The organism is Borreliella burgdorferi B31 (assembly GCF_000008685.2).
GTDB lineage: Bacteria > Spirochaetota > Spirochaetia > Borreliales > Borreliaceae > Borreliella > Borreliella burgdorferi.
This window is the reverse complement of record NC_001318.1, coordinates 613,999-638,559: the sequence shown is the minus strand read 5'-3', so window position 1 is coordinate 638,559 and position 24,561 is coordinate 613,999. Positions and strand designations below refer to the sequence as shown.

Below are 24,561 nucleotides of genomic sequence, written 5' to 3'. Positions count from 1 at the left end.
AAACTACTCCCTTACTAAGATACTATCAATAAGACCATATTTAAGAGCATCGCTTGAAGTCATAAAATAATCTCTTTCCATATCAAGAGCCAGTTTTTCCTTATCAACTCCTATCTGATTAGACATAATATCTATTATTAATTTTTTAAGTCTTAAAATTTCATTAGCTTGTATATTAATATCACTAGCCTGACCACTTATTCCACCCCAAGGCTGGTGAATCATTATTCTAGAATAAGTTAGAGATTCTCTTTTACCTTTAGCGCCACCAGCAAGTAAAAAAGCACCCATTGAAGCGGCTTGCCCAATGCAAATTGTCCTTACATCAGGCTTTATATATTGCATAGTATCATAAATCGCAAGACCTGCAGTAATACTGCCGCCTGGAGAATTTAAATAAAGATAAATGTCTTTGCTTGAATCTTCTGATTCTAAGAACAAAAGTTGCGCAATCACGGTATCTGCCTTAGGATCATTAATTTCACCACTCAAAAATATTATACGCTCCCTAAGTAATCTTGAATATATATCAAATACTCTCTCATAATTTCCCGTATTCTCTATTACAGTGGGTATTAAATTATGCATAAACTCCATTTTTCTTACTCACAAATTTTATAATTAACAAAATCTCTAAAATTTAGTTTTTTACCCTTTACCTCTTTAAGATTTTCCAAAATTTTTTTCTTAGCTCTTTCCCTTTTAATATCATCCTTTAAATAAGAAATCAAATTTTGATCTTCATAAAATTTTTTAATCTCCTCATAACTTACACCTAAATTCTTAGACTGCCTGGCCATTTCATCTTCAACATCGCTTTCAGTAACTTTAATTGGGTCTAAATCTACCATTTTTTGCATTATCAGTTTAGATTTCAAATTCCCAAGAATCTCATCTTTTAAATTATCACCACCAATATATCCTGAAGAATAAAAAATACTTTTAAACTCTTCAAGGCTCATATTATTTTTATTTTGCCTTTTAGCATCCTTAAAAGCAATTTCAATTTCAGCCTCAATCATTGAATGGGGAATATCTATTTCTAATTTTTCAGAAATAGTAGAAAAAAATTTATTTAGCTTTAAAGTTTCTTTTTTTTCTTCAACAATGTTTAAAAGACTAGATCTTATAAAATTTTTAAGATCATCTAGTGTATTATATTTATCACTAATATCCTGTGCAAACTCATCATCTATTAAGGGGAGATCTCTTTTTTTAATACTCTTAATCTTAATCTTCAATTTTCTTGAAGAACCCGCAAGTTCTTCAAATTTGTAATCTGCAATATAAGATTTTTCTATAACTCTCTCTTCATTTATTCTCATACCAATTACATCTTTGTCAAAATCATAATAGGTCTCAGATTTTCCAACCGTAAAAACAAAGCCTTGTCTTTTTGTTGATACTATCTCATTTGAAAGGTCATCAAGCTCAACAAAATCCACTTTAACAATGCTATCTTCCTTGACAACTCCTTCCTCATCTTCAATGATAATTGAATTTTCTATTTGAAGATTCTTAATCTCATCATCAATATCAGAATCATCAATAAAAACTTCAGGGATCTCCACTTTAATATCAATCTCATCAAAACTTGGAATTTTAAATTCAGGATAAGTCTCATATGTAAAAGTAAATTCAAAATCTTTGTCAAGATTTAATTTTAAATTTTTTTCCTTTACAGTAGGAGTAGCATAACTTAAAGGTATTTTGGACTCTTCTTTGAAAAATTCTTTAAAAGAATTATTAATCACTTCTTCTAAAACGGTAGCTTTTAAACCCTCAGAATATTTATTCTCAATAACATTAATAGGAACTTTTCCAATTCTAAAGCCTTGAATCTTAAGTCGGGAAGAATAATCTTGCAATAATGAATTGTATTTTTCCTGAATAACGTTTTTTGAAACTCTAATGACAACCTCAACTTTTGAACCTGGAAGAAGCTTAATATCTTTACTCAAAATCACTGTTAATGCCTCAATTAAATTTTATTGATAATTATTAAAAAGCGAAAGACGGGATTTGAACCCGCGACTTCCACCTTGGCAAGGTGACACTCTACCCCTGAGTTACTTTCGCATTTTTACAGAAGGTGGGAGTCGAACCCACACGCCAAAGGCACTAGATCCTAAGTCTAGCGTGTCTGCCAATTCCACCACTCCTGGCATACTTCATACTCAAAATAGTATACAAAAACTTAAAAGCTTTTGCAAGTATGCCTAATCTACTAAATAAATAATAATTTCGCACTCAGCAGGAGTCGAACCTGCAACCTTCGGATTCGAAGTCCGCCGCTCTATCCAATTGAGCTATGAATGCAGTTAAAAATAAAATTGATTAAAGGGTGATTGACGGGGCTTGAACCCGCGACATTCGGAACCACAACCCGACGCTCTACCAACTGAGCTACAACCACCAATAACTAGTGACTATGATTATTATAATATTTTATAAATATTTAATTCCTAAGTCAATAAAAGATAAAAATAATAAAAGCCATAAGACTTTTATTAAAAAATTTATAATAAAATATTAATTTTTTTCAAAACTAAAATTTTTGAAATCTTTCTAAGCTTTTTTTCAAAAAATCATAAACTCTAATAGTTGAAGAAATATTTACTCTTTCCCTAGTAGTATGAGGCCATTCAATCCAAGGCCCAAGGGTAACAGATTCTATACCTCCCAATCTAGAAGATATTATGCCTGTTTCAAGACCTGCATGTATTGTGGAAACATTAGCATCTTCAAGATACATCTCTTTATACACTTCTTGAAGATGTTTTAAAAGATTGCTATTCTTATCAGGCTGCCAAGAAGGATCATCATAAATTACACGCAAATTAGCTCCCGACAAATCACTTATTGATTGTAAATGATTGCAAACATACTCTTTGTCTAAATCCAATAAAGATCTTATTAAAAAAGTAAAAATATAATCGTCTTGCATTCTCAAAAGACTTGAAAAATTTAAAGAGGTCTTTATAAGCTTATTTTCATAATTTTCTACTTTTTGAACTCCATGTAAAAATCCCATTCCCATATTTAAAAGCTTATTTTTGCTATTTTCATCAAGAACTTTAACTGATGAAAATTCTCTTTTATTAACAATAATATCAAATTCATCTTCAAGAGAATATGCACTTTTAACTTTAAGTACGAACAGTTTAAGCTCTTTATTTAATAAATCATAATCATTATCATCTATAAAGATTAAAGCCTTGGCTTCAATTGGAATTGCATTGCTACTATTTCCACCAAAAATGCCTTCAATCTCAAAATTAAGATTTGCCTTAATTTCAAAAAGAGCAAAAAACATTAATTTTAAAGAATTTGCCAAATCTAAATGAATATCTGCCCCAGAATGGCCACCTTTAAGCCCTTTAAACAAAATTTCTACCTTTGTTTTTTTCGTTACAAGGCTATACTTAGGAGAAAAAACAATTTCTACAAGTCTTGATCCCGCACAACCAACTAAAAAATAACCCTCTTCCTCTCCATCAAGATTAATGAGGCTTTTACCACTACATAAATTAGAATCAAGACCAAGAGCACCTATTAAACCTATTTCTTCATCAACGGTAAATAGAAGTTCTAAATCGGGATGAGGAAAATTATTGGCTTCACTCATAATCCCCAACATCATAGCTACTCCAATCCCATTATCAGCTCCGAGGGTGGTCCCTACTGCTTTAAGATATCCATCCTCTTCAACAATTTCAATTGGATCTGTTTCAAAATTATGCAAACTGGATTCATTCTTTTCGCAAACCATATCAACATGAGATTGTAAAATAATAGGATGCATATCAATATTATTATTTGATTTTATCTGCACTACAATATTACCAACACGATCTTCTTTAAAAGAATAACCAAATTTTTTGGCTCTCTGCTTAATAAAATTAATAATTCCTTTAATATTTTTTGAACATCTTGGAATTTTTGATATCTCTTTAAAAGAATCAATTACAATACTCATAATAACTTTCCTTTGATTAAATTAAATCCATAAATATACTTGGATTTAATTTATAATTAATAATATAATATACTAAATTAATCTTTAAATTCATTCAATAAATTCAATAATATTGGTTAAGCTTTGTTTTCAACAAAATCTGCATAATAATTAAAATTTAAAAATTCTTTAGGAATTTCTGAAATAAATCTTGAAGGCAACTGATCAAAAATTTGCCTATCTTTTTTACGCTTATTAGCCATAGTAATAACAAGAGAATCTTTTGCGCGAGTTAACGCAACATAAAAAACTCGCCTCTCTTCTTCTAAGTCAACCTCACTATCTTCAATGATTCTATGATGAGGAATAATATTGTCTTCAACAGCAATAAAAAATACATAATCAAATTCTAAACCTTTAGCAGAATGTACTGTCATTAAATTAATATTAATATTTTCAGCTTCCTCACTTACTTCGTTAGATTGAAGAACTATGTAATTTAAAAAGCTACTTAAATCTCTCAACTCACCAAATTGTTTGGATTCCCAATTTTTAATTATGCTTAAAAACCCTTCTATATTTTGATACTTATATTCAGCCACTTTGATTGAATTGGGATTTTCACTAACTAAAAATCCCCAATATTCAATACTTTCTATCATTTCTTTGATTATATTGGAATACGTGTTTTTTGTTATACTAAACTTATATTGATACTCTTCAATAAAAGATACAAAATCTTCTATGCTTTCAATGACCTGCTTATTTAAAGCCTTGTCATAACTAGAAATATTTGTAAAAGAAAAAGTAATGTCACAAAGAGCATCATAAATGCAACAACCCTTCTTGTCTGCTATATCTCTAATTTTTTTCAAATATTCCTTGCCAATCCCCCTTCTTGGAACATTAATGATTCTAAGAAGATCATAATCACTTTTAGGATTTATTATTACATTCAAATAAGAAATAATATCTTTTATTTCTTTTCTCTGGAAAAAAGATGTTCCCCCTGAAACTTTATATTTTATGCCTTGTCTTCTAAAAATCATTTCAACGTTTTTAAAAAGAGCATTGGTTCTCATAAGAACCCCTATCTTTTTAGACTTAAAATCCTCTAGCCTTGAAAGCTGCATGATTCTATTTGCAACAAACTCAGATTCTTGAATTTCATCCTCAAATATAAAAACATCTATAACTTTGCTACACATCTTTGAGGACCACAAGGTCTTTTCTTTTCTATTTTTATTATTTAAAATCACAGAATTGGCAACATCTAAAATATTTTTTGCAGAACGATAATTTTGTTCAAGCTTTATTTCTTTAACGTTGTAATCTTTTTCAAATTGCAACATGTTGTTATAATTAGCCCCGCGCCAAGAATATATCGACTGATCATCATCCCCAACACAACACAAATTACTATGATTTATCAAAAGGCGAATAAAATTATATTGAATCAAAGAAGTATCTTGAAACTCGTCAATCAAAACATATTTATATCTTTTAGAATATTTATTTCTAATATCAGAATTATTACTTAACAATTCTTTTGGCTTTAAAATCAAATCATCAAAATCAAAAGAATTATAAAGCCTTAACCTCTCTTCATAAAGCCTGTAAATATTTATATCTTCTTCCTTTAAATCATTAAGAGTGAGAATACCGTTTTTTAAAAGTGAAATAACATTGCTAAGCGAATTTAAAGAAACTTTTTTATTAAAAAGACCCTCATCAAGTAAAATCTCTTTAAGAAGAGAGATTCTATCATTGTCATCATAAATACTAAAGTTTTTTCTATATCCTAACAATTTATAATTTTCTTTTAAAAAGTAAAGCCCAAAAGCATGGAAAGTTGAAACCATAAGATTACTAAGAGGACTTTTTAAAATTTTTTTAATTCTGTCTTTCATTTCATTAGCAGCCTTGTTGGTAAAAGTCAAGGCTAAAATTTCCCTCTGAGCAATGCCTTTTAAAAGCAAATACGCTATTCTGTGAGTAACAACCCTTGTTTTTCCACTACCAGCACCAGCAATAATTAAAAGAGCGCCTTCAATAGTAGTAACTGCTTCATATTGAAATTGATTGAGAGAATTTTTTAAAAAATCATCATTAGACAAAATTAAAAAACCTTTGTTCCGTCTGGATATTCCACAATAACCTTAAAGTTTTCAGGAAAAGCAAAAATTTTTCGCGACTTAGATTGATCAAAATCTTTAGCTAAGATTGGAATACGATACTTATTCAATGTATTAACGGCAAACTCTGAATTTTCAAGCCCCACCTTAACCGATCCTTTTGCCATAAAATTAGTTCCACCAAAAAGCTTAGCCTTAAGATTACTTTTGCTAGCTCCATTTTCGAGCATTGCATTTATTAACATAGGAATAGCATAAATCCCATATCTTCCCCTTTGATCAGGAGATATGTCAAGATCTGACTTAACTAGAACATAATGATTCATTCCAATTAAATTGTTTGATTCGTCGCAAAGCACAACAGCAACACAAGAACCAAGAATTGTAGAAATCACTCTTTTGTTTGAAACAAAAGCTTCACCAGGAACTATTATTGTAACATCGCGTTTTAATTTAAAATTAAAATGATTTAACATAAAATTAATACTCTCTTGAAAAAAGATTTATAAAACTCTTATAAAGACCTTGCCAAAACCCTAATCTTTTTACCTTGCCACTAAACAAAGCAACATCCCCTATTTTTTCATTTTCTAAAAAAATCATAGCCCTCCCAACAGGCATATCCCCACTAAGTGGAGCAACCAATTTATCAACAGTATAACTTATATTAATTTTATCAAATTCATCTTTAGTTAAAATATAATAAAAAGGCTCTTTAGAAAAAAGAGCAACTGTATCCACTGTACCATTATAGACTTTTTCTTTTAATTTTACTATTAAAGGAAATTTAGAATATTTATTAAATCCATATTCAAATAAATTTTTTGCAATCGAAGATCTCATTTTCTCTCCAAATCCATTAATTCCTTTTTCAACCCCCAATACAACTGCTATTAATCTTCTCTCACCCTTTTTAGCAGTAGCAACAAGATTTAAGCCTGATTCCTTAATATATCCCGTTTTAATGCCATCTGAATAAGGGTAATCATATATTAATAAATTAGCATTTCTTTGTTTTAAGTTTAAAAATTTTGATGACAAAGCAGTTCCTAAATTTCTACTCTTTGGATAAATAAAATACTTTAAAGAATGAATATTAAGCATAAATTTAAACTTTTCTATATAAGATTTCACAAAAAAAGCCATATCTAGTGCTGTAATCTTATTCTCGCTGCTATATCCAGAAGGTTCAACAAAATGCATATTAAAAAGCCCTAAATTTAAAACATTAATATTCATTAAATTAACAAAGCTATTTAAATTGCCTACTACAAACTCAGCAATTGCAATAGAAGAATCATTACCCGAAGAAACTGAAAGTCCTTTTAAAATCTCTTCAAAATTAACAATTTGACCTTTTTCTAAAAACATCAAAGAAGAATTGGGGGGTGCATTATAATATGAAGCAGAATCGCTAATAGGAACTATGCTTTTTAATTTTATATTTCGCTTTTCAGCTTCAATTAAAGCTGTATAAATTGTAACAATCTTTGTAAGAGATGCTGGAGGAAAAACCAAATTGGGCTTCTTAGAATAAAGTATTCGCTTAGTATCAAAATCTATTAAAACTATTGACTTTGCATACTCTGATAATTTATTAATCTCAGCTAAATTAACTGCAAAAAGATTATAACAAAACGGGAAAAAAATTAAAAATAAAGTTAATAACAATTTCCCAATAACATAGATACTATTCATGTTGTAATATTAAAATTATATATTATTTATTGATTGTTAATTACAATACAATTAAAAAGGAGCCATTTTTATGAATTCTTATGATTTTATAACAGCTTTGGTACCAATAATCCTAATAATTATTGGACTTGGCATAATAAAAAAGCCAGCTTACTATGTAATACCCATATCATTAATAGCCACCGTTGCTATAGTTATATTTTATAAAAACTTGGGAATAGTAAACACAAGTCTTGCAATGCTTGAGGGCGCCTTAATGGGGATATGGCCAATAGCAACTGTAATTATTGCTGCCATATTTACATACAAAATGTCAGAAGATCAAAAAGATATAGAAACTATTAAAAATATTTTATCAAACGTATCTTCTGATAGAAGAATTATAGTATTACTAGTTGCATGGGGATTTGGAAATTTTTTAGAAGGAGTTGCTGGATATGGAACTGCTGTTGCAATTCCTGTATCAATATTAATAGCAATGGGATTTGAACCATTTTTTGCCTGCTTAATCTGTTTAATAATGAACACCTCATCAACCGCCTACGGATCTGTGGGAATCCCTATAACATCTTTAGCTCAAGCAACTAACTTGGATGTTAACATTGTTTCATCTGAGATTGCATTCCAACTAATACTTCCAACCTTAACAATACCTTTTGTACTGGTAATTCTTACAGGAGGGGGCATTAAAGGATTAAAAGGAGTATTCCTTCTTACCTTACTCTCAGGAATGTCAATGGCAATATCTCAAGTATTTATATCAAAAACTTTGGGTCCAGAACTTCCTGCAATCCTTGGAAGCATTCTTTCTATGACAATAACAATAGTTTATGCAAGGTTTTTTGGAAATAAAGAAACTACTGAGCGCCAAAGCAAAAACACAATATCCTTATCAAAAGGAATTATTGCCTGCTCACCCTACATTTTAATAGTAACTTTTATAGTGCTTGTATCTCCTCTTTTTAACAAAATTCATGAATACCTAAAAACTTTTCAAAGCACTATTAGCATTTATCCAGAAGCAAATCCCTTACACTTTAAATGGATTATCTCTCCGGGCTTCTTGATTATACTTGCAACAACAATATCCTATTCAATACGGGGAGTTCCAATGTTAAAACAGCTAAAAATATTTACATTAACCTTGAAAAAAATGGCATTATCTTCCTTTATAATCATATGCATTGTTGCAATATCAAGATTAATGACACATAGTGGAATGATAAGAGATCTTGCTAATGGAATCTCAATAATAACAGGTAAATTTGGACCATTATTTAGCCCACTAATTGGAGCTATTGGGACATTTTTAACAGGAAGTGATACGGTTTCAAATGTTCTTTTTGGACCTTTACAAACACAAATGGCAGAAAATATTGGAGCAAATCCTTACTGGCTTGCAGCAGCAAATACAACAGGAGCAACTGGAGGGAAAATGATTTCTCCCCAAAACATCACAATAGCAACAACAACTGCTGGATTAATTGGACAAGAAGGCAAGCTTTTATCAAAAACAATAATTTATGCTTTATACTACATTTTAGCAACAGGATTGCTAGTTTATTTAGTATAAATTAATCATTTAAAATAAATAAGATTAATTTATACTAAAATTAATCTTATTTATAGATTTGAATAATACAAAAATCACAAAATAATAATATGGCCTTGAATTTTTACCTAATATTTTAATATTATATACATGTTATATATATGTTAATATATTATACATAATAACATATCTATAATATATTTATTAATACGTTTAATTAAAAACTAAAACTAATAAAAGTTTATAATTACAACAGGAAGGTATAATTATGAAAAGCCATATTTTATATAAATTAATCATATTTTTAACCACATCTGCAGCAATATTTGCAGCAGACGCATTAAAGGAAAAAGATATATTTAAAATAAACCCATGGATGCCAACATTTGGATTTGAAAACACAAGTGAATTCAGATTAGATATGGACGAGCTTGTTCCTGGGTTTGAAAACAAAAGCAAAATTACCATTAAGCTTAAACCATTTGAAGCTAATCCCGAATTAGGCAAAGACGATCCATTCTCAGCTTACATTAAGGTAGAAGATCTTGCACTAAAAGCGGAAGGCAAAAAAGGCGATCAATTTAAAATTGACGTGGGAGATATTACAGCCCAAATCAATATGTACGATTTTTTTATTAAAATAAGTACTATGACAGATTTTGACTTTAATAAAGAGTCTTTATTTAGTTTTGCACCTATGACTGGATTTAAAAGCACTTACTATGGATTCCCAAGCAATGATAGGGCAGTAAGAGGGACAATTCTTGCAAGAGGTACTTCTAAAAACATAGGAACAATTCAGCTGGGATACAAACTCCCAAAACTCGACCTTACATTTGCAATAGGGGGAACAGGCACGGGTAACAGAAATCAAGAGAATGACAAAGACACTCCATACAATAAAACATATCAAGGAATCCTTTATGGAATTCAAGCAACATGGAAACCAATAAAAAATCTACTTGATCAAAACGAAGATACTAAATCTGTAATTGCAGAAACACCTTTTGAATTAAATTTTGGCTTGTCAGGAGCCTATGGAAACGAGACATTCAATAATTCATCAATAACATACTCTTTAAAAGATAAATCCGTAGTTGGCAACGATTTATTGAGCCCAACTTTATCAAATTCTGCAATTTTAGCATCTTTTGGAGCTAAATATAAGCTTGGATTAACAAAAATAAACGATAAAAATACCTATCTTATTTTGCAAATGGGAACTGATTTTGGAATAGATCCTTTTGCAAGCGATTTTTCTATATTTGGACACATCTCAAAAGCAGCGAATTTCAAAAAAGAAACACCCTCAGATCCTAACAAAAAAGCTGAAATATTTGATCCAAATGGCAATGCTCTTAATTTCAGCAAAAACACAGAATTGGGCATTGCATTTTCAACAGGAGCAAGTATAGGTTTTGCTTGGAATAAAGATACCGGTGAAAAAGAATCCTGGGCGATTAAAGGATCTGATTCCTACAGTACAAGACTCTTTGGAGAACAAGACAAAAAATCTGGAGTTGCATTGGGAATAAGCTATGGACAAAACCTTTACAGATCTAAAGATACAGAAAAAAGATTAAAAACCATATCTGAAAATGCATTTCAAAGCTTAAATGTTGAAATTTCAAGCTATGAAGACAACAAAAAAGGGATTATAAATGGATTAGGATGGATAACATCTATCGGTCTTTACGATATTTTAAGACAAAAATCTGTAGAAAACTATCCTACAACAATTTCAAGCACCACTGAAAACAATCAAACTGAACAAAGTTCAACAAGCACAAAGACCACAACCCCTAATCTGACATTTGAAGATGCAATGAAACTCGGCTTGGCCTTATATCTTGATTATGCAATTCCAATAGCATCCATTTCAACAGAAGCATATGTAGTACCTTACATTGGAGCATACATTTTAGGACCTTCTAATAAACTCTCAAGCGATGCTACAAAAATTTATTTAAAAACAGGACTTAGCCTTGAAAAACTAATAAGATTTACAACAATTTCTCTTGGATGGGATTCAAATAACATTATAGAACTTGCTAATAAAAACACAAATAATGCTGCTATTGGAAGTGCTTTCTTGCAATTCAAAATAGCCTACAGCGGAAGCTAACAGCAAAAGAAGGGCTTTGGCCCTTCTTTTTTATCTTTAAAAACAATTGAGGATTACCTTATATTTCTTTCCTTGCAAATTTTTTCATAAGCATCTTGAATTTTTATAAATTTATCATTTGCATCTTTTTGTCTTACAGGATCATTTGCAAACTTATCAGGATGATATTTTATAACAAGGCTTTTATACGCCTTTTTAACCTCATCATCGCTAGCACTATATGTTAACCCCAAAACACTATAAGGATTTACAATTTTAATATTAATATCTTTATAAGCTTCATAACCATCAGATTCAAGTTCTAAAAAAACACCAACATAAGAAATAAATTTTTCAGCTTCTAAATTTTTATACCTAGAAAGCCTGTTAATTTCTTTAAGAGTGGCAAAAAGCCATATAAAAAGATCTTTGTGCTGAAAATAACCAAGCTTAAGGGTATATAAAATTTTATCAGCATTATTATTTTTAGTAATAGCAGAATGAAAAATGGTATACAATTCTGATTTACCACGTTCAGACAAATTCAAAGAATTGATAATAAAATTGACATAATTTAGCTGCTCCCCAGTTACAGTTCCTAAAATAGATAGCAATTTAGCCATTAATAAAAAAGAAAGTTTATAAAATTCAAACTCTCTAGATCTAGAATATGAGTAATCCCTTGTAAAGTATATTCTAAAAACACCTAAAAAACTAAATAATATCAAAATAAAAGGAAATAAAATAAAAAGCATTGCTATTAAAACGGGATTAAAAATAAAAATAAACAACAACACTAAAAAAAACACTCTAATTGGGCTTGGCATTTATTGATCATAACCTCCAGCGTAATCAAGGCATGTCAAAATCTCTAATAAATCTTACAACTTCCTTTTTTATTTGTTTTAATTCAATATCAGACTTTGCCTTTAAAGCTCTAACAATAAATTTAGCAACATTTAAAGAATCGCTTTCATTTAGGCCTCTAGAAGTAATAGCAGCGCCCCCAATTCTAATACCAGAAGCCAAAGAAGGGCTTTTTTTATCAAAAGGAATAGCATTTTTATTTAAAGTAATATTTACGCTCTCAAGTAATTTCTCAGCATCAGCACCGGTGAGATCCGAACTACTAAGATCAACCAAAAACAAATGATTGTCTGTGCCCCCACTAACAATACGAAATCCTTCCGATTTGAAATATTCAGCCATAACTTTAGTATTTTTTATTACGTTAGCAATGTATTCTTTAAAACTTTCTTGAAGAGCTTCTTTGAATGCAATAGCCTTACCCGCAATAACATGAACTAAAGGACCCCCTTGAGTTCCAGGAAAAACTGTAGAATTTACAGCATTAAACAAAGGCTTCTCTTTTCCATTAAAGTTTACTAATTTGTCAAAATCCTTTCCAGAAAGTATTATTCCACCTCTTGGCCCTCTTAAAGTTTTATGCGTAGTACTTGTAGTAAGATGCGCCACATCAATTGAGGAATTATGAAAACCGGCAACAATAAGGCCTGCAATATGAGCAATATCACACAAAAGATAAGCAGAAACATCATCTGCTATTTCTCTAAATTTTTTAAAATCAATTTCTCTTGAATAAGAAGAAGCTCCAGCTATTATTAAATTTGGCCTGCAATCTTTAGCTATTTTAAGAACTTCATCATAATCAATTAGCTCAGAATCTCTAGAAACACCATAAAAATAAGTGTTAAAAAATATACCAGAAAAATTTACCCTGCTGCCGTGAGTTAAATGCCCTCCATGAGATAATTGCATACCAAGAATCCTGTCACCCGGGCTAATAAGAGCCATTATGGCAGCCATATTGGCCTGAGATCCGCTATGAGGTTGAACATTGGCATACTTTGCGCCAAAAAGCTCTTTTGCTCTCGAAATTGCCAGAGTTTCAATCTCATCAATAAAAGAACAACCACCGTAGTATCGATTCAAAGGATATCCTTCGGCATACTTATTAGTTAAAATACTACCAACAGCCTGCCTTATCTCTAAAGATGTAAAATTTTCAGAAGCAATAAGTTCAATATGCTCTCTTTCTCTTAATTTTTCCTTTTCAATTAAATTAAATATTTGATCATCTCTCATTAAAAATTATCCTCCAAAACAAACCTATGCATTAAAGAATACGATCCGTTTGTCAAGCTTTTATACTTTAAAAACCCAGAATCTAAATATCCATCAAAAAATTCATTTTTATCATAGTCCTCTTTGCATCCATATTGAATATAGTTATCAGATATATTCAAAAAATACTTAGAGCTATCCTTAAATAATACTGCATTTATTATATCAAAATATACAAAACCAACCCCAGCTAAAAAAAACTCAAACCAAAAATGCTCTTTTAATTTAAGAGAATTAGAATCATAGTAAAGCCCAACTATATTTCTCAGCGGAATATCATACTTTAAAAATAATAAATTAGTAAGAACTATTAAATTGCCAGATGAAATTTTTTTTTCTTCAATAGAATCCTTTAAACTTAAATTATTCTCAACAATTTTAAAATTTGAAGTCAAAACATCAATAATTGCTTTAGCTAACTTATAAACTGAATTACTGCCAGAGGTTTTAGATAAAATTAAAGAATCTAAAGACATTAAATCAACATAGCTGTAAGATAAATAATCTTTTTTTTTGTCTTGAACATACTTTTTGTACTCTTGATTGTTAATATCTCTATTAACTTCAATACTTTCTAAATATTTCGCATCTAAAAATTCCAAATTAAGTTTATAAGTTTTTACCCTAGTCTTAAAAATAAATTTATTTGTCTTCAGGTTTTCAAAAAATAAATTATCAATATTAAAATCAAGATGCTCACTATTGCGCTCTGTAATTTTTTGACGCTCATTCTCAATTGGTCTTAAATAGAAGATATTAAAATTAATATCTTGGGGGTTTGAATCAAAATTACTACTAACATCTTGACTAAAATAAATCTCTTCAATTATTACAAACTCTTTAAAATCGCTCAAAGTCCACTTAAAAAAATCATTTTTAACAGAAAACGGAACTTTATTGCTTTGAATATTGTCCAATAAAACATAAAGCTTCCCACTAGAATTTAAAGTTTTAGGAGAAACAAATTCCACTCTATTCTCAGAAACATTTAAAATATTTTGAGGTAAAATTGTATAAAGCTTATCCTTAGTTTCAAGAAAAATTGTAATAGTACTAAAAGGTGAAAACAAATTCATACCCTGCAATAAAGTTGAAGAATTTGCATTTAAAATTATTTTATCCTCTGAAAAAATAAAAGGTATATTTTTCCTATTAAGCTTAACAGGAACTTGCCTACTAATAACAAGAAAAAGTTCGTTGCTAGTGCCCCTTTCGCCTTTTACAAAAATAAGTCCAGAATTCACTTCATCTGTAATTTTAAAAACTATTTCCGTGTTATTCCAGCTAATAATGCTACTTTTAACCAAATAATTATTGTTGATATTAATCTCCCCTGTACTGTACCCCAAATTATTTCCTTTAATAACAATAATATCCTTGTGCGAAGTGGGAATTGGAGATATATCATAAATAATTGGCTTTGAATAAAATAAAAATCCAGAAAAAACAAATAAAAATAAAAAAATAATAAAAATCAGGCTTAAATAAAAATATTTGTTTTTTAAAAAAATAGCCAAATGTTAGCCTCTTTTAACCTTAGTTCCTTCCTTAGTATCAACCAAAACAAAACCTTTTTTGGCAAAAAAATCTCTGATTTCATCAGCACGCTTAAAATTTTTTTCACATTTAGCTATTCTTCTCTCTTCAATCAAAGCTTTCATATTCTCATCAATAACTACGTCATGGTTTTGTAAATTTTTTAAAATTTCTTCTCTCAGATTAAGTGACATAATCTCATCAAAAATAAAAGCTAATCTAAGCTTTGAAACAAAGCTTAGATTGTCAGATTTAATTATCTCCCAAAGCAAAGCCAATCCTTGAGCAACATTTAAATCAAAAGAAATTTTTTCTACAAAAGAGTCATAATATTCTTTTTCTACACTAAAACCAAAATTTTTTAAATCCTTATTAAGTGTATTTAAATCAACTGGATCTAAAGATTCATAAAAATAACTTAGCTTGTTTATCAAATTTTCTCTAGCAATCTTGCTTGCTTGAAGATTATCTAATGAAAATTTTAATTGGTTCCTGTAGTGCGATGTCAAACATAAATATCTAAAATCAAGAGGGGAAAAATTTTGATCTTCTAAATCTTTAACTGTAATAAAATTTCCACGTGACTTTGACATCTTATTATAATCCATAATCAAAAATTCTCCATGAACAAAGACATCACACCATTTTTTATTCAAAAAACACTCTGCTATTGCTATTTCATTTATGTGGTGAACTCCAATATGATCAACTCCTCCCAAATGAATATCAAGAGCATCTTTGAAATACTCCAAATTCATCGCAGCGCACTCCAAATGCCAACTTGGATAACCAAATCCCCAAGGAGAATCCCATTTCATCTCCTGATCTTTAAACTTAGAATTAGTAAACCACAAAACAAAATCGGTTTTATTCCTTTTAAATTTATCAACATCAACTCTGGGTAAAGTCATATCTTTATCAATAAGATCAATGCCGGCCATCTCACCATAGCTTTTAAAACAAGAAGTATCAAAATACACATTACCATTAGAAAAATAAGTAATTTTTTTTTCTTCAAGAATTTTAACAACCTCTATCATTATGGGAATATGTTTACTTGCAACAAGAACTTTGTCGGGATATACAATGTTTAATTTTCTACAATCGTTAAAAAAAGCCTCTGTGAAAAATTCACTAATCTCATAAACTGTAAGGCCCTTCTCTCTTGCGGTCTTAGCAACCTTATCTTCTCCATCATCAAGATCACCTGTTAAATGTCCAATATCTGTAATATTCATCGCATAATTAACTTTATACCCCAAAAACCTTAAAGTTTTAATTAACAAATCTCCAAAAATATAAGTTCTAAAATTCCCGATGTGAGCATAATTATAAACAGTAGGCCCGCAAGCATACACTTTAACATTTTCAAAATTTGTTAATTCTGAAAAATCCTTTGTTCTAGTATTATATAACTTTAAAATCATACATTTCTCAAAATTGAAAAAATAAAAAATCTAATTTATTATTAAGTACGTATGCCTAAAAGCCTAAATAATTTTCTTAAAAAAATCAATATTAAGCCTCAAACAAAAAATCTAGCTAACTATACAACATATAAAATTGGAAACATTTCGAAATTATTTCTCACCCCTAAAAATATTAAAGAGGCTGAAAATATTTTTAAAGCAGCAATAGAAGAAAAAATTAAACTATTTATTCTTGGGGGAGGATCAAATATTTTAGTCAATGACGAGAGAGAGATTGATTTTCCAATAATATACACCGGATATCTAAACAAAATAGAAATTCACGAAAATAAAATTGTCGGCGAATGTGGTGCAGATTTTGAAAGTTTATGTAAAATTGCACTTGATAACAGCTTAAGTGGCCTAGAATTTATCTATGGACTACCCGGAACACTAGGGGGCGCTGTGTGGATGAATGCTAGATGTTTCGGGAATGAAATCTCTGAGATACTAAAAAAAATTACATTTATAGATGATAAAGGAAAAACTATTTGCAAAGAATTTAAAAAAGAAGACTTTAAGTATAAAATATCGCCTTTTCAAAATAAAAACTTTTTCATATTAAAAATTGAATTAAATTTAAAAAAAGACAATAAGAAAATTATTGAAGAAAAAATGAATAAAAATAAACAAGCAAGAATAAATAGAGGTCATTATTTATTTCCAAGTGGTGGAAGCACTTTTAAAAACAATAAAGCATTTCTCAAGCCTAGTGGACAAATAATTGAAGAGTGCAAGCTCAAAGGATTAAGCATTGGAGGCGCCACAGTATCTAAATATCATGGAAACTTTATTATCAATATTAACAATGCCACTTCTAAAGACATAAAAAGCTTAATTGAAAAAGTAAAAGCTGAGGTCTACTTGAAAACTGGACTTTTACTAGAAGAAGAAGTTCTTTACATAGGATTCAAATAATCAAAAAAACTAAAAAAGAATATCTTTAATCTCATCATTAATCTTTTGAATCAATTCCTTTGTCTTTAATATCTTATCCTTAGAAGACTTTACTAAAGATGAATATTCTTGAAGAGAACTTACCGCATCTAAATTCATCTTAGAAACTTTAAACTCTTTTAAATCTTGACTAAAGTTGTTAAACTTGCCACTAATAAAATAATGATTATTAAATATTTCTTTATACATATTCTTAGCATCTCTGATCTTAGTATCGTGAGACAAATACCTTTCTTTAAACTCGCCAATTTCTTTAAAATGCTTAGCAAGAGTAAGATCTACTTTCTCGTGTCTTGAAAAATTGTTGTCCACATTATCTTGAATGTCTATGAAATTTTTATAAATTGTATCAATCTCTGAATTAATTACTGCAATAATGCTGTCGACCGTTTTAAGTTCATCTTTAATGGTTTTAGAATATTTTCCAGAATTAATAGCAAGCTTTCTAATCTCCTCAGCAACAACTGCAAAACTTTTACCTGCATCACCTGCTTTTGCTGCTTCAATTGCTGCATTCATAGCAAGCATATTGGTCTGAGCTGAAATTGAAACTAAAAGTTTATTTACACTTTGCAAACTATTTGTTTGAGACAAAAGATCTGCAAAATTTTTATTCACATTTTCAAAAACAATATTTAAATCAAAAACCTTACTTTTAATATTTTCAATATCAGTAGAATTTATAGTAGCAACCTTATTAAAAATTTCTAAATTTTTATCTATACTATAGAAAAAACTAACACTCTCTTCAAAATTTGAAGAGATTTCTGATATATATTTATTGTGATCATTAATCGGATCAGCAATAGATTCAAAGCCTTTTAAAATATCAACAATTGATTTTTCAAATCTAGAAAAAGTATCTCTTAGTTGTTCGTAAACTAAAATGCTAGAATCTATACTCTCAGTATTTGATATAGCAGTTTCTATTTGTTCCAAATATTCATTCAAATCTTCAGAATAAAATTTTATCTTCTCAAAAGATTCATTACTCTTAGAAGACAGATTATCTAGCTTTGAACTAATATAAGAAATAATAGATGAAGAATACTTAACCTCTAAGGGAGATTCAAGACTAAAAGGATCGCTTTTTGATTTTTGATAGTCAACAATTCTGTTAAAATCATTAATTAATGAAAAAACAAAAGTATTGCATAAATAAAAAATAATTGCAAAAGACAATAATAAAAATGCAACAAATATAACCCAATTTGATTTAAACATAATAGGAATGGAATTGACATTTAAAATAAGCCCCTGAGTCAAAAAATCATCGGTTTTTACAAAGTTTAAAGAATAAAAATCTCTTTCATAATTAAAAGTGTACTGAGAGCTAGAAGAATCTTTTTTAGCATAAGCTATAACTTTACTCAAAAAATTCTCACTATAAGCTGTAGAAAAAGATTTGGCCTGAAGATTATTAAGGTTTGAAAAAATGGGCATGTAATTTCTGTCAAGCATAAAAAAATTATAATTTTTACTACCAAATTTAAGAGAAGAATACAACTGATTTTCAATAATATCTAACGACTCATCAAAGCATATTAAAATCCCTATCACACCCAATGTTGAAACAGAATCTCTAACTGGAAAACTTATTATAGAATAAATTTTCCCATCTATTTGCATATATCTTGAATAATACTTAGAATTTTTTTCTACAGGAACAGAATAAATTGGATCCAATCTAACATCTTTTAAGCCTAAAGATGAAAAATTTGAATTTGATATTAAAACATTTTTCCCTATAGGAATATAAAATATACCTTCAAGTGAATCTTCTGCTAAAGGAATAGTTTTAAAAATTTTATCTATAGAGTTAAATTCCCTTGACCTTAAAAACAAATCACTATTTTCATCCAAACTATCACCTAATTTTAAACTTGAAGACAAAAGAAAGCTTTTTGAAGAATTCACCAATATCCCAAACCTATAGCTATCTCTTATAAGCTCCTCAAGAAACCTAGAGGATTCCGAATATTTGGCTTTAATAACAGCAGACACACTGTTTAAAAACAACTTAGAATCAAATTTAAAGCGATCCAAATATTCATTTTTATGATTCATATAAGCATAGCCTATGAATAAAAAATTTAAAAAAAGGAATCCAAATAAAACTAGATAAAGAAATCGTTTAGTATTTTTCAGATTAACATCAATTAAATTCTCATCTGTCATAAAAGCTCTCCAAACATAAATATTAGTATGATTAAAATCTTAAAACAAAACTTTCACCTTCATAAATCATATATAAATAATTACTAATAACAATTGGCAAATTAGACTTTTCTTTCTAAATCTTAAAGATTAAATCCTTCAAATATTTGCAAATAATTATTTTATTATTTAGCTACATGCATATATAATTATATAATAAAACATGTAGAATACTAAAAATTTAATGTTTTAAAAATTTTATGAAAAAACAAAATTTTGAGGAGACTTAGTGAAAAGAAAGAAACTTAACTCCAACCTTTTTTATAAATTCAATTTTATAATTCTGGCATATACAATAATAATTATTGCAACAACCTTTTTGCTACTAGATCAAGGCTATAAAAAAATCATAACAAAAGAACTTCAAGACTTTACAAAATTCATTAACCAGGCAATGATTAAAAGCTTTTCTGATGAATCTAAAGAAATAATAAAAGCTTTAAGCATATTAACGACTAGGTACGACTATCGGTCTGCAATCCTAAATAATAAAAATGAAGAACACTTAGTATCTGATAAGATTTTAATTACACTCCCCTCCTTTATTAAAATAATAGAGTATACAAACAAAGATGGATACATAATCGCATCAAGCGAAAAAAAAAGAACCAGTCAGTACATAAGTTTAAAAGAATTGCTATTGGGCAAAGCTTTAACTGCATTTCAAATTTCAATTCTTCACAACAGTCTAGCAAAGATAAATAACAATTTTTACATTCCAATAGCATATAAAATAACAGATTCAAAAAAATCTAATGTTGGATATATTATTTTATATGCTGACATTTCAGAAAAAATCGCTGAGCTAAAAGAATATCTTTTACTACTTTTGGAAAACTCATTGCTAGAACAAAATGCAAGCACCGAAAACTCATCAAAATACTTTAATGTATACATAATAAACAGTAGTGGTGATGCATTTGGAGGAAAAGATGAAATTTTAAAGAACATAAAGCATATATTTGGATTTAACCCAAAAACATTAACTGAAATACTAAATACATTATCTCAAGGAAAAGCAAATTACAATACAAGCAATTCAAATGAAATAATCTCCTTAGCAAGGATCACAACATCCAATTGGTACTTAGGAATAAAAATAGATTATAACAACATATTTTCAAAAGAATTTAAAAATATGAGATTGGTTTCGCTTTCCATTATATTTATCTTAGTAATAATTTTTATATTAATAATGATATCAACCATAAAAACTTTAATAATATCAAAAATAGATAAACTCAATGTTGTCATTCCAAAAGTTAAAAACGGTGACTTAACATTTAAAATCGAATCAAAAGGCAAAGATTCAATAAGCTCAACAATAAATCTTTTTGGTCATTTTATTGAAAATCTAAAAAATGTAATTAATTCACTGCAAGAACGAGTAAAGCTGCTTAAAGAAAATGGAGACCATTTATTCAGCGAGATAAATAAAACACATAATACAATAAAAAATTCAAATCAATACATAGAAAAAACACAAGAAGAAGTAGAAAAGCAGGTAGAATTCATCTCTAATACAACAAATATAATTGAAAGCCTATCAAAAAATATTTCATCTCTTGACAATTCAATTGAAACTCAAGCCGCAAGCGTTGAACAGTCCTCATCGGCTATAGAAGAAATGATAGGAGGAATACAATCAATAACAGAAATAACTCAAAAAGCTGCAAAAAGCACAGAAGAACTAAAAAGGTTCTCTGATGATGGGCGAAAAAAACAAGAAGAAGTTATTACTCAAATTAAAGAGATTTTTAAAAACTCAACAAGATTACAAGAAGCAAACTCTTTAATTTCATCTATAGCAAGTCAAACCAACCTACTCTCAATGAACGCTGCAATTGAAGCATCTCATGCTGGTGAAGCCGGAAAAGGATTTGCAATTGTTGCAGAAGAAATAAAAGACCTAGCAGAACAAGTAACATCACAATCAGAATCTGTTGCTTCATCAATTAACGAAATAATGGATTCAATAACCAAAACCGTAAACACCTCTGAATTAACAAATAAAGCTTTCAATCAAATATTCGATTCAATCAATTTAGTTGTTCAAGTAATAGAAGAAATAAATCATACAATGCAAGAGCAATCAATAGGTAGCCAAGAAATTTTAAAGGCTTTAAATACAATGCGGGAAATAACATATGAAGTAAAAATTGGTTCAAATGATATGTTTAGAGGCAATAAAGAAATCATTAGCACTATCAAACTGTTAGGAGAAATTAATATTACGGTCTCAAACTCAATGAAAGGTTTAAAAGAAGAGATTAATACGCTAGTAGAAGCAATTGAGCGTATTAAAGTTTTAGGAACTACAAACTCAAGCCATATTTCTGGGATTAGCGAAAGTATAAATCAATTTAAAACCAAATAAACTAGATTAAAAGGAAATAATATGCAAAAAAAGACATTTTATAATACTGAAAAATATCTTAAAAGCCATTTAATGTTATTTCCTATTTTTGCTTATACAAAAAACTTTTTAGATGCTAGTATCGCATCTGTTTGGATTTCAATATGCATTATACTTCCTGCCCTAATAATCAATCAAATAGAATTGAAAAAGCAAAAAAGCCATATATTAGGGATATATCTATTAATAATAGGAATTTTTACCAGCCTAACTTACTTAGTTATGCTCTACTTAACACCAACTTTATATAAAGAATTTAAATTTTCAATACCCATTTTAATAGCCATAATAATATCATTTCATAAAAACGAACCCTTTAAAATTCTAAAAAACCCATCAATGATAATTAAATATTCTAAAATTCCAATTTTAATTTTCATTACCCTAAGCTCAACAACCTCACTTATTAGAGAAATATTAAACACGGGCAATTTAAAACTTTTTAACAACGAAATACCTATAATAAAGGGACTTATAAATATAAAAATGTCGGCCCATAGCTCAAACATTTTTATTGTAGCGTCTTTATTTTTACTATTAATCAATATGCTAACAAAAATTAAAGAGAAAAAAATGAATAAAAGTGTTAAAGAGGAAAAAAATGAATAAAAGTGTTAAAAAAAAGATTAAAGACGAAATTAATGTTATAGTTACTAATCTAGCATTATCAAATAACATAAAGCTAGATAATATCAATATAAATATTCAAAAACCTCCAAAAAGTGATCTGGGAGATATTTCCATATTAATGTTTGAAATTGGTAAAACCTTAAAACTCCCTATTGAAATCATCTCCGAAGAAATAATAAAAAATCTTAAAACTAAATATGAAATTAAAGCTGTGGGGCCTTACTTAAACATCAAAATTTCTAGAAAAGAATATATAAATAATACAATACAAATGGTAAATACTCAAAAAGATACCTATGGAACAAGTAAATATCTAGACAATAAAAAAATAATATTAGAATTTTCATCACCAAATACAAACAAACCACTGCATGTAGGACATCTTAGAAATGACGTAATAGGAGAAAGTCTGTCAAGAATATTAAAGGCTGTGGGTGCAAAAATTACAAAAATAAACTTAATAAATGACCGAGGGGTTCATATCTGCAAATCAATGCTTGCATACAAAAAATTTGGAAATGGCATTACCCCTGAAAAAGCTTTTAAAAAAGGAGATCATTTAATTGGCGATTTTTATGTTAAATACAACAAATACTCACAAGAAAATGAAAATGCTGAAAAAGAAATTCAAGATCTACTTTTACTCTGGGAGCAAAAAGATGTAAGCACAATTGAACTTTGGAAAAAGTTAAATAAATGGGCAATTGAAGGAATAAAAGAAACATACGAAATTACAAACACCTCATTTGATAAAATTTACCTTGAAAGTGAAATTTTTAAAATTGGAAAAAATGTCGTATTAGAAGGGCTTGAAAAAGGATTTTGTTACAAACGAGAAGATGGCGCAATATGCATTGACTTACCTTCAGACTCAGATGAAAAAGCAGACACCAAGGTAAAACAAAAAGTACTCATAAGATCAAACGGAACATCTATCTATCTTACCCAAGATTTAGGAAATATAGCAGTTAGAACAAAAGAATTTAATTTTGAAGAAATGATTTATGTGGTTGGAAGCGAACAAATTCAGCACTTCAAAAGCTTGTTTTTTGTAGCAGAAAAATTAGGCCTTTCTAAAAACAAGAAACTTATTCATTTGTCACACGGAATGGTTAATCTTGTTGATGGAAAAATGAAATCAAGAGAAGGCAATGTAATTGATGCGGATAACCTAATCTCAAACTTAATAGAATTAATAATACCTGAAATGACACAAAAAATTGAAAATAAAGAGAGCGCTAAAAAAAATGCTTTAAATATTGCATTGGGAGCAATTCACTATTATCTGCTAAAATCAGCTATACATAAAGATATTGTATTTAATAAAAAAGAAAGCCTGTCTTTTACGGGAAATTCTGGACCATATATCCAATATGTTGGAGCAAGAATTAATAGCATTCTTGAAAAATATAAAGCACTTTCTATTCCTGTAATGGAAAAAATTGACTTTGAACTTTTAAAACATGAAAAAGAGTGGGAAATTATTAAAATTATATCGGAATTAGAAGAAAATATAATCAATGCGGCAAAAGATTTAAACCCTTCAATACTTACCAGCTATTCATACTCGCTTGCAAAGCATTTTAGCACGTACTATCAAGAAGTTAAAGTAATAGATACAAACAATATCAATTTAACAGCCGCAAGAATCGAATTTTTAAAAGCCATATTACAAACAATAAAAAATTGCATGTACCTGCTCAATATTCCCTATATGTTAAAAATGTAGGCAAGAAAATTTTAC

Annotated in this window: 17 protein-coding genes and 4 tRNA genes; 6 read left to right on the top strand and 15 right to left on the bottom strand. The window is 28.8% G+C overall.

What is annotated here, in order from left to right; genetic code table 11:
* Window positions 1–3: 3 nt before the first annotated feature.
* The 10 genes from clpP to BB_RS03040 form a co-directional block, all read right to left on the bottom strand.
* Complete coding sequence (clpP, locus tag BB_RS03085; protein WP_002658123.1) at window positions 4–588, bottom strand: ATP-dependent Clp endopeptidase proteolytic subunit ClpP; 585 nt, start codon at window positions 586–588, stop codon at window positions 4–6.
* A gap of 14 nt (window positions 589–602) precedes the next feature.
* The gene (tig, locus tag BB_RS03080; protein WP_010889779.1) at window positions 603–1,967 is read right to left on the bottom strand and encodes a trigger factor; all 1,365 of its coding nucleotides are present in this window, start codon (window positions 1,965–1,967) and stop codon (window positions 603–605) included.
* Between the two features lie 40 nt (window positions 1,968–2,007).
* Window positions 2,008–2,079, bottom strand: a tRNA-Gly gene (locus BB_RS03075).
* A 5-nt stretch (window positions 2,080–2,084) separates the two neighbouring features.
* Window positions 2,085–2,165: transfer RNA gene (locus BB_RS03070), tRNA-Leu, on the bottom strand.
* Window positions 2,166–2,245: 80 nt separating this feature from the next.
* A tRNA-Arg gene (locus tag BB_RS03065) sits at window positions 2,246–2,319 on the bottom strand.
* Between the two features lie 24 nt (window positions 2,320–2,343).
* Window positions 2,344–2,416 (bottom strand) — tRNA-His (locus tag BB_RS03060).
* A 132-nt stretch (window positions 2,417–2,548) separates the two neighbouring features.
* Complete coding sequence (pepD, locus tag BB_RS03055) at window positions 2,549–3,979, bottom strand: aminoacyl-histidine dipeptidase (protein ID WP_010889778.1); 1,431 nt, start codon at window positions 3,977–3,979, stop codon at window positions 2,549–2,551.
* Window positions 3,980–4,095: 116 nt separating this feature from the next.
* Entirely contained in the window at window positions 4,096–6,075 is a 1,980-nt protein-coding gene (locus BB_RS03050) for an ATP-dependent helicase (RefSeq protein WP_002665417.1), read from the bottom strand.
* A 2-nt stretch (window positions 6,076–6,077) separates the two neighbouring features.
* Window positions 6,078–6,569, bottom strand: a complete 492-nt coding sequence (gene cheD, locus BB_RS03045; RefSeq protein ID WP_002658115.1) for a chemoreceptor glutamine deamidase CheD — start codon at window positions 6,567–6,569, stop codon at window positions 6,078–6,080.
* A gap of 4 nt (window positions 6,570–6,573) precedes the next feature.
* Window positions 6,574–7,791 carry a D-alanyl-D-alanine carboxypeptidase family protein gene (locus BB_RS03040; RefSeq protein WP_044283526.1) on the bottom strand — a complete coding sequence of 406 codons (1,218 nt, stop codon included), beginning with the start codon at window positions 7,789–7,791 and terminating at the stop codon, window positions 6,574–6,576.
* Window positions 7,792–7,861: 70 nt separating this feature from the next.
* On the opposite strand from BB_RS03040, the gene BB_RS03035 reads away from it, so the two are divergent.
* Window positions 7,862–9,364, top strand: a complete 1,503-nt coding sequence (locus BB_RS03035; protein WP_002656884.1) for an L-lactate permease — start codon at window positions 7,862–7,864, stop codon at window positions 9,362–9,364.
* Between the two features lie 247 nt (window positions 9,365–9,611).
* Window positions 9,612–11,468: an integrin-binding adhesin P66 gene (locus BB_RS03030; RefSeq protein WP_002656762.1), complete on the top strand. Its 1,857-nt coding sequence runs from the start codon at window positions 9,612–9,614 to the stop codon at window positions 11,466–11,468.
* Window positions 11,469–11,521: 53 nt separating this feature from the next.
* On the opposite strand, the gene BB_RS03025 is transcribed toward BB_RS03030, so the two are convergent.
* The 4 genes from BB_RS03025 to BB_RS03010 are packed head-to-tail and all read right to left on the bottom strand — an operon-like array spanning window position 11,522 to window position 16,555.
* Complete coding sequence (locus tag BB_RS03025; RefSeq protein WP_002656803.1) at window positions 11,522–12,274, bottom strand: J domain-containing protein; 753 nt, start codon at window positions 12,272–12,274, stop codon at window positions 11,522–11,524.
* Window positions 12,275–12,299: 25 nt separating this feature from the next.
* A complete protein-coding gene (gene glyA / locus BB_RS03020; protein WP_002656965.1) occupies window positions 12,300–13,553 on the bottom strand; it encodes a serine hydroxymethyltransferase in 1,254 nt (417 codons plus the stop codon).
* Window positions 13,553–15,109, bottom strand: a complete 1,557-nt coding sequence (locus BB_RS03015) for an IPT/TIG domain-containing protein (RefSeq protein ID WP_010889776.1) — start codon at window positions 15,107–15,109, stop codon at window positions 13,553–13,555. The genes glyA and BB_RS03015 overlap by 1 nt, the downstream gene beginning before the upstream one ends.
* 3 nt (window positions 15,110–15,112) lie before the next feature.
* Entirely contained in the window at window positions 15,113–16,555 is a 1,443-nt protein-coding gene (locus BB_RS03010; RefSeq protein ID WP_002662611.1) for a cysteine--tRNA ligase, read from the bottom strand.
* Between the two features lie 51 nt (window positions 16,556–16,606).
* Between BB_RS03010 and murB the strand changes: the two genes are divergently transcribed.
* A complete protein-coding gene (gene murB, locus BB_RS03005) occupies window positions 16,607–17,515 on the top strand; it encodes a UDP-N-acetylmuramate dehydrogenase (protein ID WP_010889775.1) in 909 nt (302 codons plus the stop codon).
* A 9-nt stretch (window positions 17,516–17,524) separates the two neighbouring features.
* Here the strand turns inward: murB and BB_RS03000 are convergent, their stop codons facing one another.
* The gene (locus BB_RS03000; protein WP_002665216.1) at window positions 17,525–19,732 is read right to left on the bottom strand and encodes a methyl-accepting chemotaxis protein; all 2,208 of its coding nucleotides are present in this window, start codon (window positions 19,730–19,732) and stop codon (window positions 17,525–17,527) included.
* Between the two features lie 268 nt (window positions 19,733–20,000).
* Here BB_RS03000 and BB_RS02995 point away from each other — a divergent pair, with 268 nt between their 5' ends.
* The 3 genes from BB_RS02995 to argS are packed head-to-tail and all read left to right on the top strand — an operon-like array spanning window position 20,001 to window position 24,546.
* Complete coding sequence (locus BB_RS02995) at window positions 20,001–22,148, top strand: methyl-accepting chemotaxis protein (protein ID WP_002658100.1); 2,148 nt, start codon at window positions 20,001–20,003, stop codon at window positions 22,146–22,148.
* A gap of 21 nt (window positions 22,149–22,169) precedes the next feature.
* Window positions 22,170–22,796 carry a hypothetical protein gene (locus BB_RS02990; RefSeq protein WP_002665384.1) on the top strand — a complete coding sequence of 209 codons (627 nt, stop codon included), beginning with the start codon at window positions 22,170–22,172 and terminating at the stop codon, window positions 22,794–22,796.
* On the top strand, window positions 22,789–24,546 hold the full coding sequence (gene argS, locus BB_RS02985) for an arginine--tRNA ligase (RefSeq protein ID WP_010889774.1): 1,758 nt from the start codon (window positions 22,789–22,791) through the stop codon (window positions 24,544–24,546). The genes BB_RS02990 and argS overlap by 8 nt, the downstream gene beginning before the upstream one ends.
* The last annotated feature ends 15 nt before the right edge of the window (window positions 24,547–24,561 follow it).